14 protein-coding genes and 1 pseudogene are annotated in these 20,932 nt (G+C 68.6%); 5 read left to right on the forward strand and 10 right to left on the reverse strand.

The window, feature by feature from the left end; translation table 11 throughout:
* Positions 1 to 24: 24 nt before the first annotated feature.
* The 5 genes from DDF67_RS14480 to DDF67_RS14500 form a co-directional block, all read right to left on the reverse strand.
* Positions 25 to 1,404, reverse strand: a complete 1,380-nt coding sequence (locus DDF67_RS14480) for a glutamine synthetase family protein (protein WP_109101561.1) — start codon at positions 1,402 to 1,404, stop codon at positions 25 to 27.
* Positions 1,405 to 1,561: 157 nt separating this feature from the next.
* Complete coding sequence (locus DDF67_RS14485; protein WP_109101562.1) at positions 1,562 to 2,926, reverse strand: aspartate aminotransferase family protein; 1,365 nt, start codon at positions 2,924 to 2,926, stop codon at positions 1,562 to 1,564.
* Positions 2,927 to 3,119: 193 nt separating this feature from the next.
* Positions 3,120 to 4,562 carry an NAD-dependent succinate-semialdehyde dehydrogenase gene (locus tag DDF67_RS14490; protein WP_109101563.1) on the reverse strand — a complete coding sequence of 481 codons (1,443 nt, stop codon included), beginning with the start codon at positions 4,560 to 4,562 and terminating at the stop codon, positions 3,120 to 3,122.
* 6 nt (positions 4,563 to 4,568) lie between these two features.
* Entirely contained in the window at positions 4,569 to 6,059 is a 1,491-nt protein-coding gene (locus DDF67_RS14495) for an aldehyde dehydrogenase (protein ID WP_109101564.1), read from the reverse strand.
* Positions 6,060 to 6,067: 8 nt separating this feature from the next.
* Positions 6,068 to 6,793 (reverse strand): GntR family transcriptional regulator, encoded by a 726-nt coding sequence (locus DDF67_RS14500; protein WP_109101565.1) that lies wholly within the window; start codon positions 6,791 to 6,793, stop codon positions 6,068 to 6,070.
* Between the two features lie 87 nt (positions 6,794 to 6,880).
* On the opposite strand from DDF67_RS14500, the gene DDF67_RS14505 reads away from it, so the two are divergent.
* On the forward strand, positions 6,881 to 8,200 hold the full coding sequence (locus DDF67_RS14505) for an aspartate aminotransferase family protein (protein ID WP_109101566.1): 1,320 nt from the start codon (positions 6,881 to 6,883) through the stop codon (positions 8,198 to 8,200).
* A gap of 42 nt (positions 8,201 to 8,242) precedes the next feature.
* Here the strand turns inward: DDF67_RS14505 and DDF67_RS14510 are convergent, their stop codons facing one another.
* Positions 8,243 to 9,349, reverse strand: coding sequence for a methyl-accepting chemotaxis protein (locus DDF67_RS14510; RefSeq protein ID WP_109101567.1), 1,107 nt, complete (start codon positions 9,347 to 9,349; stop codon positions 8,243 to 8,245).
* 318 nt (positions 9,350 to 9,667) lie between these two features.
* On the opposite strand from DDF67_RS14510, the gene DDF67_RS14515 reads away from it, so the two are divergent.
* On the forward strand, positions 9,668 to 11,056 hold the full coding sequence (locus DDF67_RS14515; protein ID WP_199229241.1) for a pectate lyase: 1,389 nt from the start codon (positions 9,668 to 9,670) through the stop codon (positions 11,054 to 11,056).
* Between the two features lie 87 nt (positions 11,057 to 11,143).
* Here DDF67_RS14515 and DDF67_RS14520 read toward each other — a convergent pair whose 3' ends face one another.
* Positions 11,144 to 14,110, reverse strand: a complete 2,967-nt coding sequence (locus DDF67_RS14520; protein ID WP_109101568.1) for a TonB-dependent receptor plug domain-containing protein — start codon at positions 14,108 to 14,110, stop codon at positions 11,144 to 11,146.
* Positions 14,111 to 14,729: 619 nt separating this feature from the next.
* On the opposite strand from DDF67_RS14520, the gene DDF67_RS14525 reads away from it, so the two are divergent.
* Genes DDF67_RS14525 through DDF67_RS26265 form a run of 3 tightly spaced genes read left to right on the forward strand, consistent with a single transcriptional unit; the run spans position 14,730 to position 16,412 of the window.
* Positions 14,730 to 15,473 carry a 2OG-Fe(II) oxygenase family protein gene (locus tag DDF67_RS14525; protein WP_109101569.1) on the forward strand — a complete coding sequence of 248 codons (744 nt, stop codon included), beginning with the start codon at positions 14,730 to 14,732 and terminating at the stop codon, positions 15,471 to 15,473.
* The gene (locus DDF67_RS14530; protein ID WP_109101570.1) at positions 15,470 to 16,024 is read left to right on the forward strand and encodes a hypothetical protein; all 555 of its coding nucleotides are present in this window, start codon (positions 15,470 to 15,472) and stop codon (positions 16,022 to 16,024) included. Before DDF67_RS14525 ends, DDF67_RS14530 begins: the two co-directional genes overlap by 4 nt.
* 25 nt (positions 16,025 to 16,049) lie before the next feature.
* Positions 16,050 to 16,412 carry a potassium channel family protein gene (locus DDF67_RS26265; protein ID WP_269845454.1) on the forward strand — a complete coding sequence of 121 codons (363 nt, stop codon included), beginning with the start codon at positions 16,050 to 16,052 and terminating at the stop codon, positions 16,410 to 16,412.
* 178 nt (positions 16,413 to 16,590) lie between these two features.
* On the opposite strand, the gene DDF67_RS14540 is transcribed toward DDF67_RS26265, so the two are convergent.
* The 3 genes and pseudogenes from DDF67_RS14540 to DDF67_RS14545 form a co-directional block, all read right to left on the reverse strand.
* Positions 16,591 to 17,196 carry a peptidylprolyl isomerase gene (locus DDF67_RS14540; RefSeq protein WP_109101572.1) on the reverse strand — a complete coding sequence of 202 codons (606 nt, stop codon included), beginning with the start codon at positions 17,194 to 17,196 and terminating at the stop codon, positions 16,591 to 16,593.
* A 27-nt stretch (positions 17,197 to 17,223) separates the two neighbouring features.
* Positions 17,224 to 17,326, reverse strand: a pseudogene (locus DDF67_RS26405) (hypothetical protein); the annotation flags it as partial.
* 13 nt (positions 17,327 to 17,339) lie between these two features.
* Complete coding sequence (locus DDF67_RS14545; RefSeq protein ID WP_109101601.1) at positions 17,340 to 20,930, reverse strand: hydantoinase B/oxoprolinase family protein; 3,591 nt, start codon at positions 20,928 to 20,930, stop codon at positions 17,340 to 17,342.
* Positions 20,931 to 20,932: the final 2 nt, after the last annotated feature.

Below are 20,932 nucleotides of genomic sequence, written 5' to 3' on the forward strand. Positions count from 1 at the left end.
AAGCTTATTCCCAGCGCCATGCCGTCAGGCGTTGCGCAGATACCAGTCATAGTCGAGCTGCCCGACCACCTCGAAGAACCGCGCCTGCTCGGTGCGCTTCACCGACACGAACATCTTCACGAACCGCTCGCCGAGGTAGTCGGCCAGCACGTCGGACTTCTCGAACAGGTCGACGGCGGCGAACCAGTTGGACGGCAGGCGCACGTTCTCCCTGGCCGCGGCGGCATAGCCGTCGCCGACCACCGCCGGGCCCGGATCTATCCTGTTCTTGATGCCGTGGTGGGCGGCAGCCAGCAGCGTGGCCATCACCAGGTACGGATTGCCGTCGGCCCCGGCCACGCGGTGCTCCACGTGCCGCGTCGGCGCAGGCCCCGCCGGCACGCGCAGGGAAACCGTGCGGTTGTTGACGCCCCAGGTCGGGGCGACGGGCGCGTAGGAATTGGCCTTGAAGCGGCGATAGCTGTTGGCGTTGGGCGCCAGGATCGCCATGCCCTCGCCCAGCAGCGCCTTCATGCCGCCGATGGCGTGCCTGAGCAGCTCCGAGCCTTCGGGATCCTCGGAGGCGCACAGGTTGTTTCCGCCTGCGTCGTTGAAGCTGACATGCACGTGGAAGCCGTTGCCCGCCTTGTCGGCCCAGGGCTTGGCCATGAAGGTCGCCTCGCAGCCGTGCCGCAGGGCCACCCCCTTTGCGGCGCGCTTGTAGAGCACCGCATCGTCGGCGGCCCGCAGCGCATCGGGCTTGTGCTTGAGCGTCAGCTCCACCTGGGCCGGGGCGAATTCCGAGATCGCGCCTTCCAGCGGCACGCCCAGCACGTCGGCGGTATCCCACAGCTCGCGCAGGAACGGCGCGTTGGCCTCCAGCTCAGGCAGGCCGTAGACTTGGATGCCGGTGGGCCGCTGGCCGGTCAACACCGACCTGGCGGGCATCAGCTCGCCGCCGGGGCCGCGCTCGATGTCGACGAGGTAGTATTCCAGCTCGCAGGCCGCGACCGGCGTCAGGCCGTCGGCGGCGTAGCGGTCGAGCACCCGTTGCAACACATGGCGCGGGTCCAGGTCGTTGGGCGTCCCGTCCAGCTCGTACAGCGACAGCATCACCTGGGCGACGTCGGGACCCAGCCACGGCGCCAGGGTGAGGGTCCCCGGCACGGGCCGCGCGCGGCGGTCGGCGTCGCCGTCCTCCCAGACCAGGCCCGTCTCCTCGCAGTCGGCGCCCACGGTGTCGACCACCAGGATCGAGCCCGGCAGGAACCGGCCGTAGTCATAGATCGCCTGCAGCTCGTGCACCCGCAGCCGCTTGCCTCGCGGCACCCCGGTCATCGAGGTGAAGAACACCTCGACGTACTTCACCTGCGGGTTGGCGGCCAGGAAGTCGCGGCATTCCTGCGGATCGGCGACGGCGGTCATCGGGAGCACTCCCCCTTCCCCCTTGATGGGGGAAGGGTCGGGGATGGGGGTGACTGGGGCGGTTCAGGATGCAGCGAAGCCGAGCCAAGGCCCGCCGACGGCGTCACCCCCACCCCTGCCCCTCCCCCATCAAAGGGGGAGGGAAAGTGAAAACACGTCATTCCACCTCCCCGACGGCCACGGCGAACGCATCCACCGCCGCGACCAGCCGATCGACCGCCGCATCCTCGGTGACGGGCGAGACCAGCATCATGTTGTGGAAGGGCGCGATCAGCACCCCTCGGTTGATCAGCCACAGATGCAGCGCTTCCACGGCATCCTGGTCCAGAATTTTCCGCATCGCGGCGGCGTCGCGCGGCGGCGGGTCGGCGAAGACCAGCTCCACCCGCGCCCCGACATGAACGACCGACCACGCAAGGCCGTGGGCTTCGATGACGCCCTCCAGCCCCGCCACCAGCCGCTGCGCCCCGGCCAGCATCCTGGCGTAAGCCGCCTCGGTCATGACTTCCGACAGCATGGCCCGCATGGCCGCCATGGCCAGCGCATTGCCCGACAGCGTCGTGCCGATCCCCGACTGGCCGGGACCGATGCGCGCCTGCGCCTCGTCCATCCGCGCCGACAGCGCCGCCGTCACGCCCCAGATGGCGGCCGGCACGCCGCCGGCCACCGCCTTGCCCAGCACGAAGATGTCCGGCTCCAGCCCATGCGCTTTCGTATAGCCGCCGGGACCAGTCGAGATGGTGTGGGTCTCGTCGATGACCAGCAGGGTTCCGGTCTCGCGGGTCAGGCGGCGCAAAGCGTCGTGGAAACCGGGTTCGGGCAGGATCATCCCGCAGTTGGTCATCACCGGCTCGGCCAGCACGGCGGCGACGTCTCCCGGAGCCAGGGCCGCTTCCAGGGCCGCAAGGTCGTTGAACGGCACGACGCGGGTGGTCGCCGTCAGGTCCTGCACCTGGCCCAGCAGGCCGGGCTTCATCGAAGGCTGGCCATCCTTCAGCACCACGAAGGCGTCCTCGACCATGCCGTGATAGCAGCCGTCGAACACCAGCACGACCGGCCGCCGCGTCACCGCCCGCGCCCAGCGGATCGCCGCGCGGTTGGCGTCGCTGGCCGTGGTCGCCGCCTGCCACAGCGGCAGGCCGAACCGCTCGGCCAAGAGCTTGCCGACGATCACCGCCGAGGCGGTGGGCAGCATGAACCCCGCCCCGCGCCTGGCCTGGTCGGCGACGGCGGCGGCCACGGAAGGCTCGCCATGGCCGAACATCGACGGCGTGTCGCCCAGGCAGAAGTCGTCATAGAGTTGGCCGTCGATGTCGGTGACCTGCGCCCCAACGCCCTGGGCGGCGAAGATCGGGCTGGGGCAGGCCCAGTCTCCCATCCAGTGCATCGGAACCCCGCCCCGCCAGACGGCCGAGGCCGCCTTGGCCATCGCCACGCTGCGCGGATGCTCGGCCAGGAACCGCTCGCGCTCGGCGGCGATCAGGTCGGCGAGGGTCGAAGGGCGGGAGAGTTCGGCGATCATGCCGACGCCCTTCTTTTCCCTTCCCCCTTGATGGGGGAAGGGTCAGGGATGGGGGTGACCCCGCCCTGTCCGCTATGCGGCGTCGAATAGCTGCGCCCAGGCGACGAAGGACAACGAAGCTGAACCGCTTCCACCCCCATCCCCAGCCCTTCCCCCATCAAGGGGGAAGGGAGCGGGTATATGTGCGACGACCTCATACCACCCCGCCAAAGCACAGGTACTTGGTTTCGAAATACTCATCGAGACCCTCGGACGAGCCCTCGCGGCCCAGGCCCGACTCCTTGACCCCGCCGAACGGGGCGACCTCGGTCGAGATCAGGCCTTCGTTGATCCCGACCATGCCGGCCTCGATGGCCTCGGCCACGCGCCAGCAGCGGCCGACGTCGCGGCTGTAGAAGTAGGCCGCCAGGCCGAACGGCGTAGCGTTGGCGAGGCTGATCGCCTCGTCCTCGGTCTCGAACTTCACGATCGGCGCGACCGGCCCGAAGATCTCCTCGTTGAACAGGCGCATGTCCGCCGTCGCGCCGCTAAGCACCGTCGGCTGGTAGAACAGGCCGCCCATGTCGTGACGCGCGCCGCCGACCTCGACCCGCGCCCCGGCCTCCACCGCCTCGCGCACCAGGGCCTCGACCTTGACGATGGCCTTGTCGTTGATCAGCGGGCCGATCACCACGCCCTCGCCCGCACCCGGGCCGACCTTCATCGCCGCGACCTTTTCGGAGAGGCGCGCCACGAACGCGTCGTGGATGCCGGCCTGCACGATCAGGCGGTTGGCGCAGACGCAGGTCTGGCCGGTGTTGCGATACTTGCTGGCGATCGCCCCATCGACCGCGGCCTCCAGGTCGGCGTCGTCGAAGACTACGAAGGGCGCGTTGCCGCCCAGTTCCAGGGAAAGCTTCTTCATCGTGCCGGCGCACTGGCCGTAGAGCACCTTGCCCACCGGGGTGGAGCCGGTGAACGACAGCTTGCGCACCCGACCGTCCTCGCACAGGGCCTTGCCGATGGCGCTGGCGTCCGTGCCGGTGACGACGTTGAGCACGCCGGCCGGCACGCCCGCCTCGATGGCCAGGCGCGCGATGGCCAGGGCGCACAGCGGGGTCTCCGCGGCCGGCTTGACCACCACGGTGCAGCCGGCCGCAAGGGCCGGGCCGACCTTGCGGGTGATCATGGCGATGGGGAAGTTCCACGGCGCGATGGCCGCGCACACCCCGATCGGCTGCTTGATCGAGGCCAGGCGCTTGCTGCGATCGGGCGTCGGGATGGTATGGCCGTAGCCGCGCTTGGCCTCCTCGGCGAACCAGTCGATGAAGCTGGCGCCATAGGCCACCTCGCCCCTGGCCTCCGCCAGCGGCTTGCCCTGCTCGGCCGTCATCAGCCGGGCCAGGTCTTCGGCGTGGGCGAGCATCAGGTCGCTCCACTTCCTCAGGATCGCGCCACGCTCCTTGGCCGTCTTGCCCGCCCAGGCCGGGAAGGCCCGGTGGGCGGCCTCGATGGCCACCCGCGTCTCGCCGGCGCCCAGGTCGGCGACCTGGGCGATCACCGTCCCGTCGGCCGGATTGGTCACCTCGAAGGTCGCCTCGCCCTCGATCCAGAGGCCGTCGATGAAGGCTTCGGTTTCAACGAGATTCAGGGTCATCACAGGCTACCTCAGCGTTACGGACACCGACTTCAGGTCGGCGTACTTGTGCAACGCATGAAGGCTGCGGTCACGGCCGAAGCCCGACTGCTTGAAGCCCCCGAACGGCATGGTGATGTCGCAGGCGTCCCAGCCATTGACCCAGACCAATCCGGCCTTCAGCTTCCGCGCCCCTTTCAGGCCGCGGTTTATGTCGCTGGTCCACAGGCCGGCGGCCAGGCCGTAGACCGTGTCGTTGGCCAGGGCGAAGGCCTCGTCCTCGCCTGTGAAGCTCATCACGCCCAGGACAGGTCCGAACACTTCTTCCCTGGCCAGTTTGTGCGAGGGCCGCACGCCGTCAAAAATGGTCGGCTCCACATAGAAGCCGCCGGTCTCGACGCGCACCTGCGACCCGCCCAGCACCGGCCCGCCGCCTTCCTCGCGGGCCTTGTCGATATAGTCCAGCGCGGTCTGCATCTGCCGCTCGCTGACCATGGCCCCAAAGCCCGTCTCGGGATCCAGCGGATCACCGACCTGGATGGTGCGCGCCACCGCAACCACCTTCTCCAGGAACTCGTCCTTGACCTGGGCCTCGACCAGCAGGCGCGAAGCGGCCGTGCAGACCTCGCCCTGGTTATAGAACACGCCCCAGGCGGCGGCCTGGGCGGCCGCATCCAGGTCGGGGCAGTCGGCGAAGACGATCTGGGGCGACTTGCCGCCCAGCTCCAGCGACACGCGCTTGAGGTTGCTCTGGGCCGCATATTCCATCAGCCGCCGGCCGGTGGCGCCCGAGCCGGTGAAGGCGATCATGTCGACGTCCATCGACCGCGCCAGGGCCTGGCCGGCGATCGCCCCGAAGCCCGGGACCACGTTCAGCACGCCCGGCGGCAGCCCGGCTTCGAGGGCCAGCTCCCCCAGCTTCAGCGCCGTCAGCGGCGACTGCTCGGCGGGCTTCAGCACCACGCAATTGCCCATCGCCAGGGCCGGCGCGACCTTCCACATCGCCATGTGCAGCGGGAAATTCCACGGCACGATGGCCCCGATCACCCCCAGCGGCTCGTGAGTGGCGAAGCTCAGCCGATCGGCCGGCGAGGCGCCGACCTCGCCATAGACCTTGTCCAGGGCCTCGGCGTACCAGCGGGTGGTGTTGATCGCGAGCGGCACGTCGACGGCCCGCGCATCGCGGATCGGCTTGCCGACATCCAGGCTCTCCAGCAGGGCCAGGTCCTCGGCGTCGCGCTCCATCAGCTCGGCCAGCCGAAACAGCACCTTCTTCTTCTGGCGCGGATGCAGGTCGCGCCAGCGGCCGTCCTCGAAGGCGGCGCGGGCGGCGGCCACGGCGCGCTCGACGTCGGCGACGTCGCAGGCGGCCACCTGGTTCAGCACCGCCCCGTCGCGCGGCCCGACATTGTCGAAGGTTCCGCCCGAGGTCGCACTCGCCAGCGCGCCGTCGATCACCGCCTTGCCGGGAAGGGCCAGGCGCTGGCGCTGTTCGGAGATGGATGCGGGAATGCTCACGCCCTACCTCATGGAATTGTGATCACAGTTTGTCCCGCCGAAGCGGCTGTCAAGCCGGCGCCGGCCTCGACCGCCGCGCGCATCTTGTCCATGCCTTCTGCAAGGTCAGCGGCGATGGCCCGGCGGGCGCCCTCGGCGTCGCGGGCCTTCAGGGCGTCCATGGCCTGCGCATGGCGGTCGGCCGGCAGGCTGCCGGTGCCCACCCGACCGAACACCACCCGCATGAACGGCCCGATCTGCAGCCACAGCCCCCCGGCCATGGCCAGCAGCACCTCCGCCCCGGCCCGCTCGTAGATGGCGAAGTGGAAGGCGTGGTTGGCCACCATGTAGCCATCGACGTCGCCCACCCGCAGGGCCTCTTCCAGATCAAGATCGATGGCCTTCAGCCGGCGCACCAGGGCCTCGTCGGCCCTGGGCGCTGCGCGAGCGGCCAGTTCCGGCTCGACCCAGCGCCGGGCCAGCTCCAGCTGCTCCAGGCGCTCGGCGGTCAGGGAGGGCACGGACAGGCGCTTGTTGGCCGGATTGATGGCCAGGGCGCGCTCGGCCGCCAGCCGGCGCACGGCGTCGCGCACCGGCATCGGCGACACTCCCAGCTCGGCCGCCAGGCTGCGCAAGGACACCCCCACCCCCGGGGCGATCTTGCCGGTGATCAACGCCTGCCGGATCGAGTCATAGACCTGGTCATGCACCGCCGTGGAATCGGCCAGGGAACGGCGCGCTTTCGGCTCGACCATGTCCCCTCTTCGCTCCGGCTCAATCCAGGGGTTGCCAGCTAGCCGATAATTGCGATCACAATGCAAGGTCCCAACCCGGAGCGTCACATGCCCGATTTCGGCGCCAACGACCTCGACGCCTACTGGATGCCGTTCACGCCCAACCGGCGTTTCAAGGCCAATCCGCGCCTGCTCGGCAGCGCCCACGGGATGCACTACCAGACGCCCGAAGGACGGCAGATCCTCGACGCCACCTCGGGCCTGTGGTGCGTCAACGCCGGCCACGGGCGCGAGCAGATCACCGAGGCGATCCGCAAACAGGCCGGCGAACTGGACTATGCGCCGAGCTTCAATCTCGGCCACCCGCTGGCCTTCGCGTTCGCCTCGCGCCTGGCGCAGGTGACGCCGAAGGGCCTGGACCGGATCTTCTTCACCAACAGCGGCTCGGAGTCGGTCGACACCGCCCTGAAGATTGCGCTGGCCTATCACCGCGCCCGCGGCAAGGGGACCAAGACCCGGCTGATCGGCCGCGAGCGCGGCTATCACGGCGTCGGCTTCGGCGGCATCTCGGTGGGCGGCATTCCCAAGAACCGCATGTACTTCGGCAGTTTGCTCACCGGCGTCGACCACCTGCCCCACACCCATGGCCTGGCCGGGAACCTGTTCAGCCAGGGCATTCCCCGGCACGGCGCGCACCTGGCCGACGATCTGGAGCGCATCGTCGCCCTGCACGACGCCTCCAACATCGCCGCCGTCATCGTCGAGCCCGTCGCCGGCTCGACCGGCGTGCTGGTGCCGCCCGAGGGCTACCTGCAGAAGCTGCGGACGATCTGCGACAGGCACGACATCCTCTTGATCTTCGACGAGGTGATCACGGGCTTTGGCCGCATCGGCGCCGCCTTCGCCGCCGACCGCTTCGGCGTCACGCCCGACCTGCTGTGCATGGCCAAGGGCCTGACCAACGCCGCCGTGCCGGCCGGCGCGGTGGCCGCCAGCGCCGCCATCTACGAGACCATGCTCGACGGCGCCGACGCGCCCATCGAACTCTTCCACGGCTACACCTATTCAGGGCATCCGCTGGCCTGCGCGGCGGGCCTGGCGACGCTGGAGATCTACCAGGGCGAGGGCCTGTTCGAGCGGGCCCTGGCGCTGGAGCCCTACTGGCGCACGGCCGTCCATTCCCTCCGCGGCGCCCGCCACGTCATCGACATCCGCGACTTCGGCCTGATCGCCGGCATCGAGCTTTCGCCCCGCCCCGGCGCTCCCACGGCCCGGGCGATGGAAGCCTTTGAAGCCGCCTTCGACCAGGGCCTGCTGGTCCGCGTCACCGGCGACATCATCGCCCTCTCCCCGCCGCTGATCATCGAGGAAAGCCAGATCGACCAGATCGTCGAGACGATCCGCAAGGTGCTGGCCGCGGTGGAGTAGACCCGCCCCCTGGGGGAGGTTCCTAGTTACAGAGCATCGTGGCTACGCCTTCAGCCGCAGCACATTGCTCACAGCCCGTTCGGCCGCCACGGGCAGCGGCGCATCCACCGCCTGGCGCTGCACCAGGCAGCCGTACCAGCCCAGGCCCTTGTAGGTCTCGTAGCCCGGCGTCAGGGCGTAGCCGATCGTACGGTCGCCTTCCGCATAGCTGCCCATGGTCCCATGCGAGGTGTCGAGCTTGAAGCTTTCGGTCAGCACGCCCTGCCCGTCCGAGGCCGCCAGGATCCGATGGTTCTGGTCGAGCAGCAGCACGCGCGAGCGGCTCTTTTCCTCGTCGGTCATCCGCACGCCGTCGACGATCGCCTGGGCCTGGGGACGCCAGTCGAAATGAACGCCCAGCACGCCGATCACCTTGCCCCGCGCCTGGCCGCCCTCGCGGATCGCCGTGGCGTAGGTGGCCACGGGCGCCTCGTCGAGCAGACGCTGACGGGCGATGTCGGCCACCGCGAAATCATCGCCGCTCTTGGTGCACAGGGCCTCCTGGAACCAGCTGGCATTGGCGACCGACGCGCCCTGCACGCCGCGATACCTGTCGGGCCGGCCGCTGGCGATCACCCGCCCGGCCGCGTCGCAGATCCACAGGTCCAGATAGACGGTGTAGGCGTCCAGGATCACCCGCAGCCGCTGGCTGGCGTAGTCGGCCGCCTCGCGAGAGGGGGCCATGGCGCAGTCGACAACAGCGCTGTCGGTCGCCCACCAGCGCACGTCGCAGGTGCGCTCATAGAGATTGCGGTCGATGATCTCGATGGCGTTCAGCGCCAGGTCCGCCAGCCGCTGGCCGCGCAGGTGCGACAGGATCGCCCCGCCGATCGCCGTCAGCTCGTCGAGATCGGCGCGCACCTGGCTTTCCAGGGCCCCGGCCACCTCGTCGATCTGGGTGGAGATCTTCTTGAACTCCTCGGCGACGATGGCGAACCCCCGGCCGGCCTCGCCCGCCCGGGCCGCCACGATCAGGGCGTTGATGGCCAGCATCTTGGCCGCGCGATTGACGGTCGAGATCTCGCCGATCTTCTGGCCCGCCACGATGCTCAGGCGTTCGGAGAGATCGAGGATGCGCTCCGGTCGGAGGCTGGCTTCTTCGGCGGACATGGGATGCTTCCCCCCCCGGGACGCGAATCGACGGCACTCCGGTAAGGTTGACACCAGCGTCAGGTTCGACCGCCCATTTTCGGAAGAAAACTTCGCCTGTCGGCGTCATGCCGCAACGCACTCGCTGCTTTCGCCCGAATATCGAGCAGGAATTGATCACGGGCGAAGCAAATCCCCTGCCTTTGTAAGGTTACCGTCACGATGCGTCACGCCGGACCGCAAAATGACACCGGTGGACATTTCTCGATCCCACGGGCAGGGTCGCGTCATCCGGACGATGCGCGCCCGACGCTCGCCGACCTCGGGGAGAGACCGCATATGAACCGCCTTCGTCCGCGCCGCCTGCTGGCCGGCGCCGCCGCCATCGCCCTCTGCGCCCTCGCCGCCCAGGCGTCGGCCCAGACTTCGGGCCAGACTTCGGGCCAGACCTTGGCCTTTCCCGGCGCCGAGGGCGCGGGTCGGTTCTCGCAAGGCGGACGCGGCGGCGCGGTGATCAGGGTCGTCAACCTGGAGGATTCCGGTCCCGGCTCGCTGCGCGCCGCCGTCGAGGCCAAGGGCCCGCGCACCGTGGTCTTCGACGTAGCCGGCACGATCCAGCTGAAGTCGGACCTGAAGATCAGCGAGCCTCGCATCACCATCGCCGGCCAGACCGCGCCGGGCGGCGGGATCACCCTGCGCGACCATACCCTGGTCGTCTCGGCCGACGACGTGGTCATCCGCTTCATCCGCTCGCGCCTGGGCGACGAGAGCAAGACCGAAAGCGACGCCATCTGGATCAACAACGGCCGGCGGATCATCCTCGACCACGTCTCGGCCAGTTGGTCGGTGGACGAGACCCTGTCGGCCTCGGCCCGCTACGGCGAGGAAGGCCAGGGCTTCTTCGACCTCACCGTCCAGTGGTCGATCATCGCCGAATCCATGGCCCGTTCGCTGCACGCCAAGGGCGACCACGGCTACGGCAGCCTGATCCGCGGCGGCAAGGGCTCCAAGGCCAGCTTCCATCACAATCTGTGGGCCAGCCACATGGCCCGCATGCCCCGCCCCGGCAACTACGACGGCGTCGACAAGGACCCGGTCGGGGCTTTCTTCGATTTCCGCTCCAACGTCTTCTACAACTGGGGCAAGGGCCATGCCGGCTACGACGCCGACAAGGCGGCGATGGTCGCCTACAACTTCGTCGACAACGCCTACGTCCCCGGCCCGCAGAGCGGCAAGCCGGTGGCGTTCCAAGAAAGCAACACGCTAGCCCGGGCCTATTTCGCCGGCAACAGCATGGCCGGCGCGGTCCCCGCCGATCCGTGGAGCCTGGTGACCTTCACCATCCCCGAGCCCGCCGGCTATCGCCAGGCCGCGCCGATCGAGGTCGGGACGGTGGCGCCCGAGCCGGCCGGCAAGGCCTATGAGCGCGTGCTGGCCGGCGCCGGCGCCTCGGTGTTCCGCGACAGCGTCGACGCCCGCATCGTGGCCGGAGTGCGCGACCGCACCGGCGCGACGATCAACAGCCAGAAGGACGTCGGCGGCTGGCCCGCCCTCCCCGCCGGCAAGCCCGCCAGGGACAGCGACGGCGACGGCATGCCCGACGCCTGGGAGAAGGCCCGTGGCCTGGATCCGAACACCCCCGCCGACGGCCCGGCCCTGGCCAGGGGCGGCTCTGGCTACACCAACCTGGAGCTCTATCTCGCCGACGCCGCCAGCAGGCGCGGCTAGGCCCCGAACGAAAGCCGGCGACCGCGAGGCCGCCGGCTTTCGAAGGACCAAGGTCGGCGCGCCCCTTTCGGAGCGCGCCGCTTGCGATCAGTAGCGCAGGCGCGCGTTCAGGAAGAACACGCGGCCCAGCACGTCGTAGACGGCCGGATAGCCGCTGTTCGACGGCGAGGCGTTGCCGCCCAGGATCGGATAGGATTCCTGGGTCAGGTTCTTGACGCCGGCCGTGAAGGCGACGTTGTCGCTCACGTCCCAGTCGGCCGACAGGTCGAAGTAGTTCTTCGCGCCGATCTTTTCGACAAAGAAGGTCCCCGCATTGGTCTTCAGCGGGTTGTCGTCGATCATGTCGTCCAGGTAGTTCCAGACGAGGTTCACGCCGAACTGCTTGAAGCGCCAGTTGGCGGCCGAGCTGATCTTGTGGCGCGGCAGCGGGTTGACGCTCGAGCCCGAGCAGCGCGAACCGAAGCGGTCGGCGCACTTGATCGGCGCCGAGATGTCGTCCGGATTGATCGTGTAGATCCAGGTGTTGGTGTATAGCGAACGGACCGACAGCGAACCCCAGTCCGGCAGACCGATGTCTTCCAGTTGGGTGCGGTAGGTCAGGCCGATGTCCATGCCTTCCACCGTGCGCAGGGCGACGTTCTCGTTGATCGACGAGACGTAGTCGATCGAGCCGTTGCCCAGGCGCTTGATGGCCTGGCAGTAGGGCGAGTTGGGGTTGCCGTTGACCAGCGTGCCGTAGCAGACGTTCATCAGGTTGGACGTGCCGCCGCCGAAGGTGTCGATGGCGTCGCGGACCTCGATCTTGAAGTAGTCGAGGGTCAGCGACAGGCCCGAGACGAACGACGGCGTGTAGACGACGCCGACCGTGGTGGTCTTGCCCTCTTCCGGACGCAGGTTCGGGTTGCCGCCCGACAGGGTCTGGGTCTGCTGGTTGGCGTTCAGGTTGCCGACCAGGGCCGCGGGAATGCCCGAGTTGATACAGGCCTGGCGGACCTGGGCGTTCGGCGCGGCGCGAGCCGAGCAGGGGTCGGTCGCGGTCGGGAAGCCGTTCGACTGCGGCGCGTAGAGGTCGCCGATCGACGGGGCGCGGATGGCCTTGTTGTACGACACCCGGAGCATCAGGTCGTCGATGGGCTTCCAGGTGCCGGCGATCTTGTAGGTCTCAACAGGGTCCGGCTGGGTGGAGTAGTCCGAGATACGGCCGGCCAGTTCCAGGTCCAGCGCCTTGACGAACGGCAGGTCCTTCAGGATCGGCACGACGATTTCGCCGTAGACTTCATAGACGTCGAAGCGGCCCGAGACCGGCGGGCTGGCGTTGAAGCCGGTCAGGTTGCCGGTGGCCAGGTCTTGGCTCGGGTTGAAGGCGAAGTCTTCGGCGCGATATTCGCCGCCGACGGCGAAGCCGATCGGGCCGGCCGGCAGCGAGAAGAAGTTGCCGGTGTCGCCGTTGAAGGTCAGGCCGGCATAGAGCTGCTCGTAGTCTTGCGACGAGTTGATTCGCGTCTTGATGAAGTTCGCGGCGCCTTGCGAGATGTTGCCCTGGCCGAAGAGGTTGATCGGCACGCAGCCGCCCGACGGATCAAGACAGCCGGTGCCCGAGGCGTTCAGCAGCAGGGCCTGCTGGATGCGGGCCAGGCTGGTGTCGCCCAGCAGCGAGTTGCTGCCGTGGGTGTTGCCGTACTGGAAGTAGGTGTCGAAGCCGCCGTTGATGGCCTCGATCTCGCCCTTCAGGCCCAGCTGGATCTGGAAGGCGCTGAAGTTGTAGCGCGAGACGCGCGGGCCGACTTCCGACAGGCGGCGGTTGAAGACGCCGGTGACGGTGTCGTAGATGCCGTCGCCGTCGCTGTCGACGTCGGTGAAGGTGCCGGCGGTCCACGAGGCGCTCGACGGGATCGTGTAGGCGGTGCTCGAACCGAGGCTGTTCAGCGCCGACTTGGCGGCGGTCGTCAGGAACGGGTTGTTGTCCAGCGTGAAGCGGAAGGTGCGGTTGCCGATCGGGGTCGGCGCCAGCTGGGTGACGACCTGGCTGTTGACGAAGTTGCCCTTGGCGTAGGCGGTCAGGCCCGGCTTGAGCTCATAGCTGGCCAGCGAGGTGACCGAGTAGCGCTCCTGCGGGGTCTGGACGTAGTTGACCGGGGCGAAGTTGTAGGTGTCGGTCGCGCTGCTGTAGAGGCGCACATTGCCGTCCGGCAGCAGCAGGGCGGCGTTCGACGAGGAGTTGGCCACGCCCGGCAGGGTGACGAAACGGCCCGACACGAAGGCGCCGATATTGCCTTGCTCGTTCGATTGCGAGCCGCTCGGCACCAGGCCGACCGGGTTGAGGCCGTTGCGAACCGTGCTCTCGCCCCAGGCGGTGCTGAGCATGCCGCCCCGCTCGCCCTGCGTCAGCGCTTCACGCTTGTTGTAGCCCAGGCTGAGGACGACGTTGCCCTTCTTGTCGCCGCCGAAGTTGGCGCCGAAGGTCATCGAGCCCGAATAGATCGGGGCTTCGCCCTTGTCGGTGGCCTGATAGCCGGCCGACACTTCCAGGCCCTCGAAGTCGTTCTTCAGGATGAAGTTGACGACGCCGGCGATGGCGTCGGAGCCGTAGACGGCCGAGCCGCCGCCCGACAGCACTTCGATGCGCTTGATCAGGGCCGGCGGGATCAGGTTGATGTCGACGGCGCCGGCCTGGGTGGTCGGGGTCTGGCGCTTGCCGTCCACCAGCACCAGGGTGCGGTTGGAGCCGAGGCCGCGCAGGCTGACCGTGGCCGTGCCGTTGCTGCCGTTGTTGACCGTCGAGGTGATGCCCGGGACGGCCTGCGGCAGGGTGTTGATCAGGTTTTCGGTGTTCACCACGCCCGACTGCTGCAGCTCCTTCTCGCCGACCGAGGCGACGGGGCTGCTGGAGGTCAGGTCAGGGCGCGCGATGCGCGAACCGGTGACGACGATTTCCTCGACCGCGGCAGGCGCTTCCTGCGCGAAAGCCGGCGAGGCCACCACGGCCGGCGCGATAACGCCGCAGAGCAGGGTGGACGCAAGCAAACGCTTACGCGTGGACAAGGCGTGCAACATCAGACCTCCAAAAACATATTGCAGCGCCGCTCGTGTTCCCCCGCGCGGCGCTTCTTGTGCCCCCCCGCGTCGGGCTCGAAGCGGGTCTGCGCCATGAACGTCGTTTGCCGAACCAGGGTCAATCTTGCCCAGGCCAGCAACATTGCATTTGGTTCACACTGTAACAAAAGGGACGCACTTCGCCCCAAACGCGCCACATATTGCTGTTTTTTCGCCCATTATGGTGGAATTAGTCTTCAAATTGTTGCTGAAGCAGAAACAATTCATATCGATAATCGAAAATAGCGACAGCCAAGCTCGCTCAAGCACTTCCGGCAATTTATTCTAGCTGTGCCAGTGAATTTCGCCCGCGACGTTGCGTTGGCGACGGTATACGAAAACTAGTGTTCACCGATTTTAGACACAAGCCGCGCCACCGGATAACGTTGCAATTCGGTAATGTAGCGTCGCCGATCGCCGCAATCCGCGACACGGCGGCGCGACGCGGCGCCCGCTTTTTCGGCGCCTCGCCGTCGGGGCGCGCCCGGGGCGATTGAACCGGCGAACACCGATCTGTTAGCTAGAACCCACCGGCGCCGAGCGCGCGACGGGGGAGATTCGCCGTGAACAACGCCGCCCGATGACGGCCGACAAACCCGCCTTCCGCCTCCGTGCGGACCTGGATCCGGCCGCCTTCGCCGAGACCTTCGCCCGCGAGGGCGTGGTGCAGATCCCCGTTTTCCTGCGGCCGGTCGACGCCGACGCCGCTGGCGACCTTCTTGAAGGCGTTTCGTCCTGGGCGATCGTCGCGCCGGACGAAAGCAACGAGACCCTGGTCATCACCAACGAGGCGATCCGCAAGTTCGGTGACACAGCCGTCCGCCAGTTCCTGCAGAGCGCGCTGAAGCGCGCCTCGCGCGGCTTCTCGTTCATCCACCTGTCCTATCCCCTGCAGGACGAGTACGCCCGCGACCCGGCCCCACCGATCCACGCCCTGACCGAGCTGATGCAGAGCAGAGCCTTCCTCGACTTCGGGGGCGGGGTGATCGGCGAGCCGCACGTGGCCGGCGTCCGCGTCCAGGCGTCGAACTACCGCCCGGGCGATTTCCTTACCCTGCACGACGACAAGCATGGCCGCGACACGCGCCTGGCCGCCTTCACCCTGGGCTTCACCCGGGGCTGGCGTCCGGACTGGGGCGGCCAGTTGCTGTTCCACGACGCCGACGGCCAGATCGAGCGCGGCTTCCTGCCTGGCTTCAATGTGCTGACCCTGTTCAAGGTGCCCCGTCCGCACTCGGTGGCGCCGGTCGCCGCCTACGCCGCCGCCAAGCGCCTGTCGGTCACCGGCTGGTTGATCAACGAGCCCCAAGGAGCGCCGCGATGATCAGTCTTTCCCGCCGATCGGCGCGCGCCCTTGTCGCCTCTGGCCTGGTATGCGCCGTGGCCGTCGCCGCCGCCCAGGCCGCGGCCCCTGTCGTTCGCGACGTCGCCCCGGCCCTGAAGGCCCTGCTCGACTGCCGCGCGATCGTCGAGGGGGACAAGCGGCTGGCCTGCTACGACGCGGCCGTCGACTCCATCACCACCGCCGAAAAGAAGGGCGACGTCATCATCGTCGACCGCCAGCAGGCCCAGGCCGCGCGTCGCCAGGCCTTCGGGCTGGACCTCTCGGCCCTGTCGATCTTCGATCGCGACGACAAGCCCGAGCAGGTCGACCGCATCGCCGGCGAGGTGACCAAGGCCGTGCGCGGCTCGGACGGCCGCTGGACCCTCATCCTGGCCGACGGGGCGGTCTGGCGCCAGGCCGACGACCGCGACCTGCCATCGCCGCCCAAGCCGGGCTCGAAGGTCGAGATTCGCAAGGCCGCCGTCGGCAGCTACCTGATGAACATCGATGGCCAGATCGCCATCCGAGCCCGCCGCGTCGTCGGCCCTTGAGACATCCAGATCAGGAGCGCTGGCTATGATGAAGTACTTCGACACGGTCCGCGAGCTGCTCGCGATCTACGTCGCCATCCTTCTGGTCGCCGCCGGCGCCTATGCCCTGTTTGAGGGCAAGCCCTATCTGGACTCGATCTGGTGGGCCTGCGTCACCGCCACCACAGTGGGCTATGGCGACATGTATCCGGCGACGGTGGGCGGCCGGGCCGTCGCCGTGGTGCTGATGCACGTCACGCTGCTGCTGATCCTGCCGCTGCTGATCGGCACCATCTGCTCGCGCTGCATCAAGGACGCCAACGAGTTCAGCCACGCCGAACAGGAAGAGATCAAGGCGAGCCTGACCCGGCTGGAAGCGAGGCTGACGGAACTTGGGCGGCGGGATTAGGGCGCGACTACAGACATGCCCCAGCCGCCTTCCTGGGCCTTGCGCCCAGCACCCATCGTTCAACCGCTCAGGCCTTTGCAGGACGGCCAGGGTTTGAGCTTGCGGCCAACATGGGTCCTCGCCACGAGGGCGAGGGAGGCAGAAGCGGGTTTGCTCGATAGAGCCTCGCCTCTCGCCCCTACCCAACCCGCTTCATGCTGATGATCTGGACCGGCGCCTTCAGCATCTCGTCCTTCATCGCCTCGGTATAGGCCGGGCCGCCCGTGGGCATGGCCAGGATCTTCTTCACGATCGGCAGGCCCTCGACCACTGTGCCGAAAGCCGCGAAGCCCAGGTTGTCACCTTTCGCCCCTGGATGGGCGTCAAGATAGGGCATGGCGCTGGCGCAGATGAAGAAGTCGCACGTGGCGGTGCCCGGCGCGTTGCGGGCCATCGAGATCACGCCGGGCTTGTGACGGATGCCGGTCTTGGTCGTGCTCTCGTGGGCGATCGGCGCGAAACGGCGAGCCCGGGCCGGCGGCGCGCCCTGGATCGAGCCCGCGCCCTTCACGCCCTTGGTCCGCGAGGCCCGATAGAAGGTTCCTCCGTCATACTTCTTGCCGTCCACATAACGCAGGAAGTTCGCCGAAGTGACCGGAGCCTTCTTGTCCTCCAGCTCGACGATGATCGCACCAGCGCTGGTTTGGATCGCCACGCGCGGCTTGCCGGCGGCCAGGGCGAGACCCGGCGTCGCGACGACGAGGCCGGCGGCGCCGATCAGGGTGCGGCGAGCGATATCGGTCATGTTGAAATCCTGGTCTGCGGTGCGTGATCCTCGTCCTTCGACAAGCTCAGGATGAGGGCCAAGGCAAGCGGTGCGAGCTGTAAAAAGCGAGGTCGTCGTTAGAAACCTCATCCTGAGCCTGTCGAAGGACGGGGTTTCACAGCTCAGCCCTTTCCCCAGCCGCCGCCGCCCGGCGTCTCGATGACCACGCGGTCGCCGGCGGCGACCTGCGCCTCGTCGGTGGCCGCCAGGGTCTGGACGGTCCCGTCGGCCCGCTCGATCCGCGCCCGGCCCAGCGCCCCGCTGCCCCCGCCATGCAGGCCGAACGGCGGCACGCGGCGGCGGTTGGAAAGCAGGGTGACCGTCATCGGCTCGCGGAAGCCGATGGTGCGCACCACCCCGTCGCCGCCGCGATGCTCACCGGCCCCGCCCGAACCACGCCGGACCTGGAAGGCCTCGACCCGCACCGGATAGCGCGTCTCCAGCACCTCCGGATCGGTCAGGCGGCTGTTGGTCATGTGGGTCTGGACGGCGTCGGCGCCGTCGAAGTCCGGCCCTGCGCCCGCCCCGCCGCAGATGGTCTCGTAATACTGTCGCCGTTCGTCGCCGAAGGTGAAGTTGTTCATCGTGCCCTGCGCCGCGGCCATGACGCCGAGCGCTCCGTAGAGGGCGTCGACCACCACCTGGCTGGTCTCGACATTGCCGGCCACCACCGCCGCCGGATAGCGGGGCTTGAGCATCGAGCCCTCGGGAATGACCAGTTCGACCGGCCGCAGGCAGCCGTCGTTCATCGGGATCTCGTCGTCCACCAGGGTGCGGAAGACGTACAGCGCCGCCGCACGACAGATCGAGGCCGGAGCGTTGAAATTGGTGGGGACCTGGTCGCTGGTGCCGGTGAAGTCCACGCGCGCGGTGCGGGCGGCCTGGTCGACGGTGACGGCGACCTTCACCACGCTGCCGTCGTCGAGCTCGTAGGCGAACGCGCCGTCCGACAGCCTGGCCAGCACGCGGCGCACTGCCTCCTCGGCGTTGTCCTGCACGTGGGCCATATAGGCCTCGACCACGTCCTGGCCGAACTCGGCGACGAGGCCGGTCAGGCTTTCGGCGCCGCGCGCGCAAGCCGCCACCTGGGCCTTGAGGTCGCCGATGTTCTGGTCGGGATTTCGCGCCGGCCACTTGCCCGAGGCCAGCAGCGCCCGGGTCTCGGCTTCGAGGAACCGGCCGCCTTCGACCAGCAGGAAGTTCTCGATGAGGACCCCCTCCTCCTCGACCGTCCTGCTGCCCGGCGGCATCGACCCCGGGGTGATCCCGCCGATGTCGCCCTGATGGCCGCGCGCGGCGACATAGAACAGCAAGGCCTGGTTCGCATCGAACACCGGCATGATCACCGTCACGTCCGGCAGGTGGGTGCCGCCGGCATAAGGTGCGTTCAGCATGTAGACGTCGCCGGGCTTCATGCCCCGGCCGTCATTGCCGCGGCCGTCACGGATGGCCCGTACGCTGTCGCCCATCGAGCCCAGGTGGACGGGCATGTGCGGGGCATTGGCGATCAGATTGCCGTCGCGGTCGAACAGCGCGCAGGAGAAGTCGAGCCGCTCCTTGATGTTCACCGAATAGGCGGTGTTCTGCAGGGCGAAACCCATCTCCTCGGCCACGGCCATGAAGAGGTTGTTGAACACCTCCAGCATGACGGGATCGGCTTCCGTCCCGGCCGCCCGGCGGGGGGCCAGGGCCTCGACACGGTCGAGGATCAGATTCAGGTGCGCATCGACCTTGGCCCGCCAGCCCGGCTCGACGATAGTCGTGCCTGTGCTCTCGCGGATGATGGCGGGACCTTGCACCTCGGACCCAACGGCCAGTTGCTCGCGATCGAAGACCGGAGCGGCGTGAGCCACCCCAGCCATCCGGGCCTCCACGGTCGCCAGAGCCTTAGCGCCATCTAGAGCAGCGGATTGAAAATCCGCGCGTCGACCAGCGTCAGCGTGGCCGACGGCCTCGACGCTGAGCGTCTCGACCACAAGCGGCGTCGCCGGCGAGACGAAGCCGAAACGGCGTTGATGCAGCGCCTCGAACGCCGCCTGGACGCCCACTGCATCAGTCAGCGAAACCCGCAGCGGCGTGTCCGTGCCGGCATACTTGACCAGCAGCGCCGCTTCCGTCTCGACCGTCACCAGCGGCGCGTCCTGGGTGCGCAGGGCGGCTTCGGCTTCGGCCGCCAGGGCGGCGGCGCGGGCCGGCAGCGTCGCGGCGGCCTCGTCCAGGCGCTGCTCGACCGTGGCCTCGCGCAGCAGCCGCAGGTCCGCCAGCCCCATGCCATAGGCGCTGAGCACGCCCGCGAACGGGTGGATCATCACCGTCTTCATGCCCAGCGCGTCGGCCACCAGGCAGGCATGCTGCCCGCCCGCCCCGCCGAAGCAGGCCAGCACGTAGCGGGTGACGTCGTATCCCCGCTGGATCGAGATCTGGCGCACGGCTTTCGCCATGTTCTCGACGGCGATGGTCAGGAAGCCCTCGGCGATCTCGGCCGGGGTCATGGCGCGACCGGTCGCCGCCGCGATCTCCACCGCCAAGGCCTCGAAGCGCTCGATGACCACGTCACGGTCCAGCGGCTGGTCGGCGTTCGGCCCGAAGACGTGCGGGAAGAACTCGGGCTGCAGCTTGCCCAGCATGACGTTGCAGTCGGTCACCGTCAGCGGTCCGCCGCGGCGATAGCAGGCCGGTCCGGGATTGGCCCCAGCCGAGGCCGGTCCTACCCGCAGGCGCGCGCCGTCGAAGCTGCAGATCGAGCCGCCGCCGGCCGCAACAGTGTGGATGTTCATCATGGGCGCGCGCATCCGCACGCCGGCCACCACCGTCTCGTAAGCCCGCTCGTACTCGCCGGCATAATGGCAGACGTCGGTCGAGGTGCCGCCCATGTCGAAGCCGATGACGCGGGAAAAGCCGGCTTCGGCCGCCGTCCTGGCCATGCCCACCACGCCGCCCGCCGGGCCCGACAGGATGGCGTCCTTGCCCCGGAAGGCCCGAGCGTCGGTCAGGCCGCCGTTCGACTGCATGAAGAAGAGCCGCGTCTCCGCCCCCAGCCGCGAGGCCACCTGGTCGACATAGCGGCGCAGGATCGGCGACAGGTAGGCGTCGACCACCGCCGTGTCGCCCCGACCGACCAGCTTCATCAGCGGGCTGACCTCGTGGCTGACCGAGACCTGGGTGAAGCCGACCTCGCGGGCGATGGCCGCGACCCGCGCCTCGTGGTCGGTGAAGCGGAAGCCGTGCAGCAGCACGATGGCCACGGCGCGGAAGCCGGCGTCGAAGGCGGCCTGCAGGCCTTCGCCGGCGGCGGCTTCGTCCAGCGGCCGCACCACCTCGCCGTCGACGCCGATCCGCTCGTCGATCTCGACGACGCGGGTGTAGAGGGCTTCGGGCTTTACGATGTTGCGGTCGAACAGCCTGGGCCGAGCCTGCTGGCCGATGCGCAGGGCGTCGGCGTGACCCTTGGTGATCGCCAGAAGGGTCGGCTCGCCCTTGCGTTCGAGCAGGGCGTTGGTGGCCACCGTGGTGCCCATCTTCACGGCGTCGACCGCCCCGCCGCCGCCCTGTTCGAGCAGGGCGCGCACGCCTGCGACGGCGGCGTCCTCGTACTGCTCGGGATTTTCCGACAGCAGTTTGTGGGTAATCAGCCGCCCATCGGGGCGGCGGGCGACGATATCGGTGAAGGTGCCGCCGCGATCGATCCAGAATTCCCAGCCGGTCGCGGACAGCG

This window comes from Caulobacter endophyticus, assembly GCF_003116815.1.
Lineage (GTDB): Bacteria > Pseudomonadota > Alphaproteobacteria > Caulobacterales > Caulobacteraceae > Caulobacter > Caulobacter endophyticus.

Coding starts and splice junctions, on each gene's coding strand:
- DDF67_RS14480 (WP_109101561.1), bottom strand. CDS start 1,404: ATGACCGCCGTCGCCGATCCGCAGGAATGCCGCGACTTCCTGGCCGCC.
- DDF67_RS14485 (WP_109101562.1), bottom strand. CDS start 2,926: ATGATCGCCGAACTCTCCCGCCCTTCGACCCTCGCCGACCTGATCGCC.
- DDF67_RS14490 (WP_109101563.1), bottom strand. CDS start 4,562: ATGACCCTGAATCTCGTTGAAACCGAAGCCTTCATCGACGGCCTCTGG.
- DDF67_RS14500 (WP_109101565.1), bottom strand. CDS start 6,793: ATGGTCGAGCCGAAAGCGCGCCGTTCCCTGGCCGATTCCACGGCGGTG.
- DDF67_RS14505 (WP_109101566.1), top strand. CDS start 6,881: ATGCCCGATTTCGGCGCCAACGACCTCGACGCCTACTGGATGCCGTTC.
- DDF67_RS14510 (WP_109101567.1), bottom strand. CDS start 9,349: ATGTCCGCCGAAGAAGCCAGCCTCCGACCGGAGCGCATCCTCGATCTC.
- DDF67_RS14515 (WP_199229241.1), top strand. CDS start 9,668: ATGAACCGCCTTCGTCCGCGCCGCCTGCTGGCCGGCGCCGCCGCCATC.
- DDF67_RS14520 (WP_109101568.1), bottom strand. CDS start 14,110: ATGTTGCACGCCTTGTCCACGCGTAAGCGTTTGCTTGCGTCCACCCTG.
- DDF67_RS14525 (WP_109101569.1), top strand. CDS start 14,730: ATGACGGCCGACAAACCCGCCTTCCGCCTCCGTGCGGACCTGGATCCG.
- DDF67_RS14530 (WP_109101570.1), top strand. CDS start 15,470: ATGATCAGTCTTTCCCGCCGATCGGCGCGCGCCCTTGTCGCCTCTGGC.
- DDF67_RS26265 (WP_269845454.1), top strand. CDS start 16,050: ATGATGAAGTACTTCGACACGGTCCGCGAGCTGCTCGCGATCTACGTC.
- DDF67_RS14540 (WP_109101572.1), bottom strand. CDS start 17,196: ATGACCGATATCGCTCGCCGCACCCTGATCGGCGCCGCCGGCCTCGTC.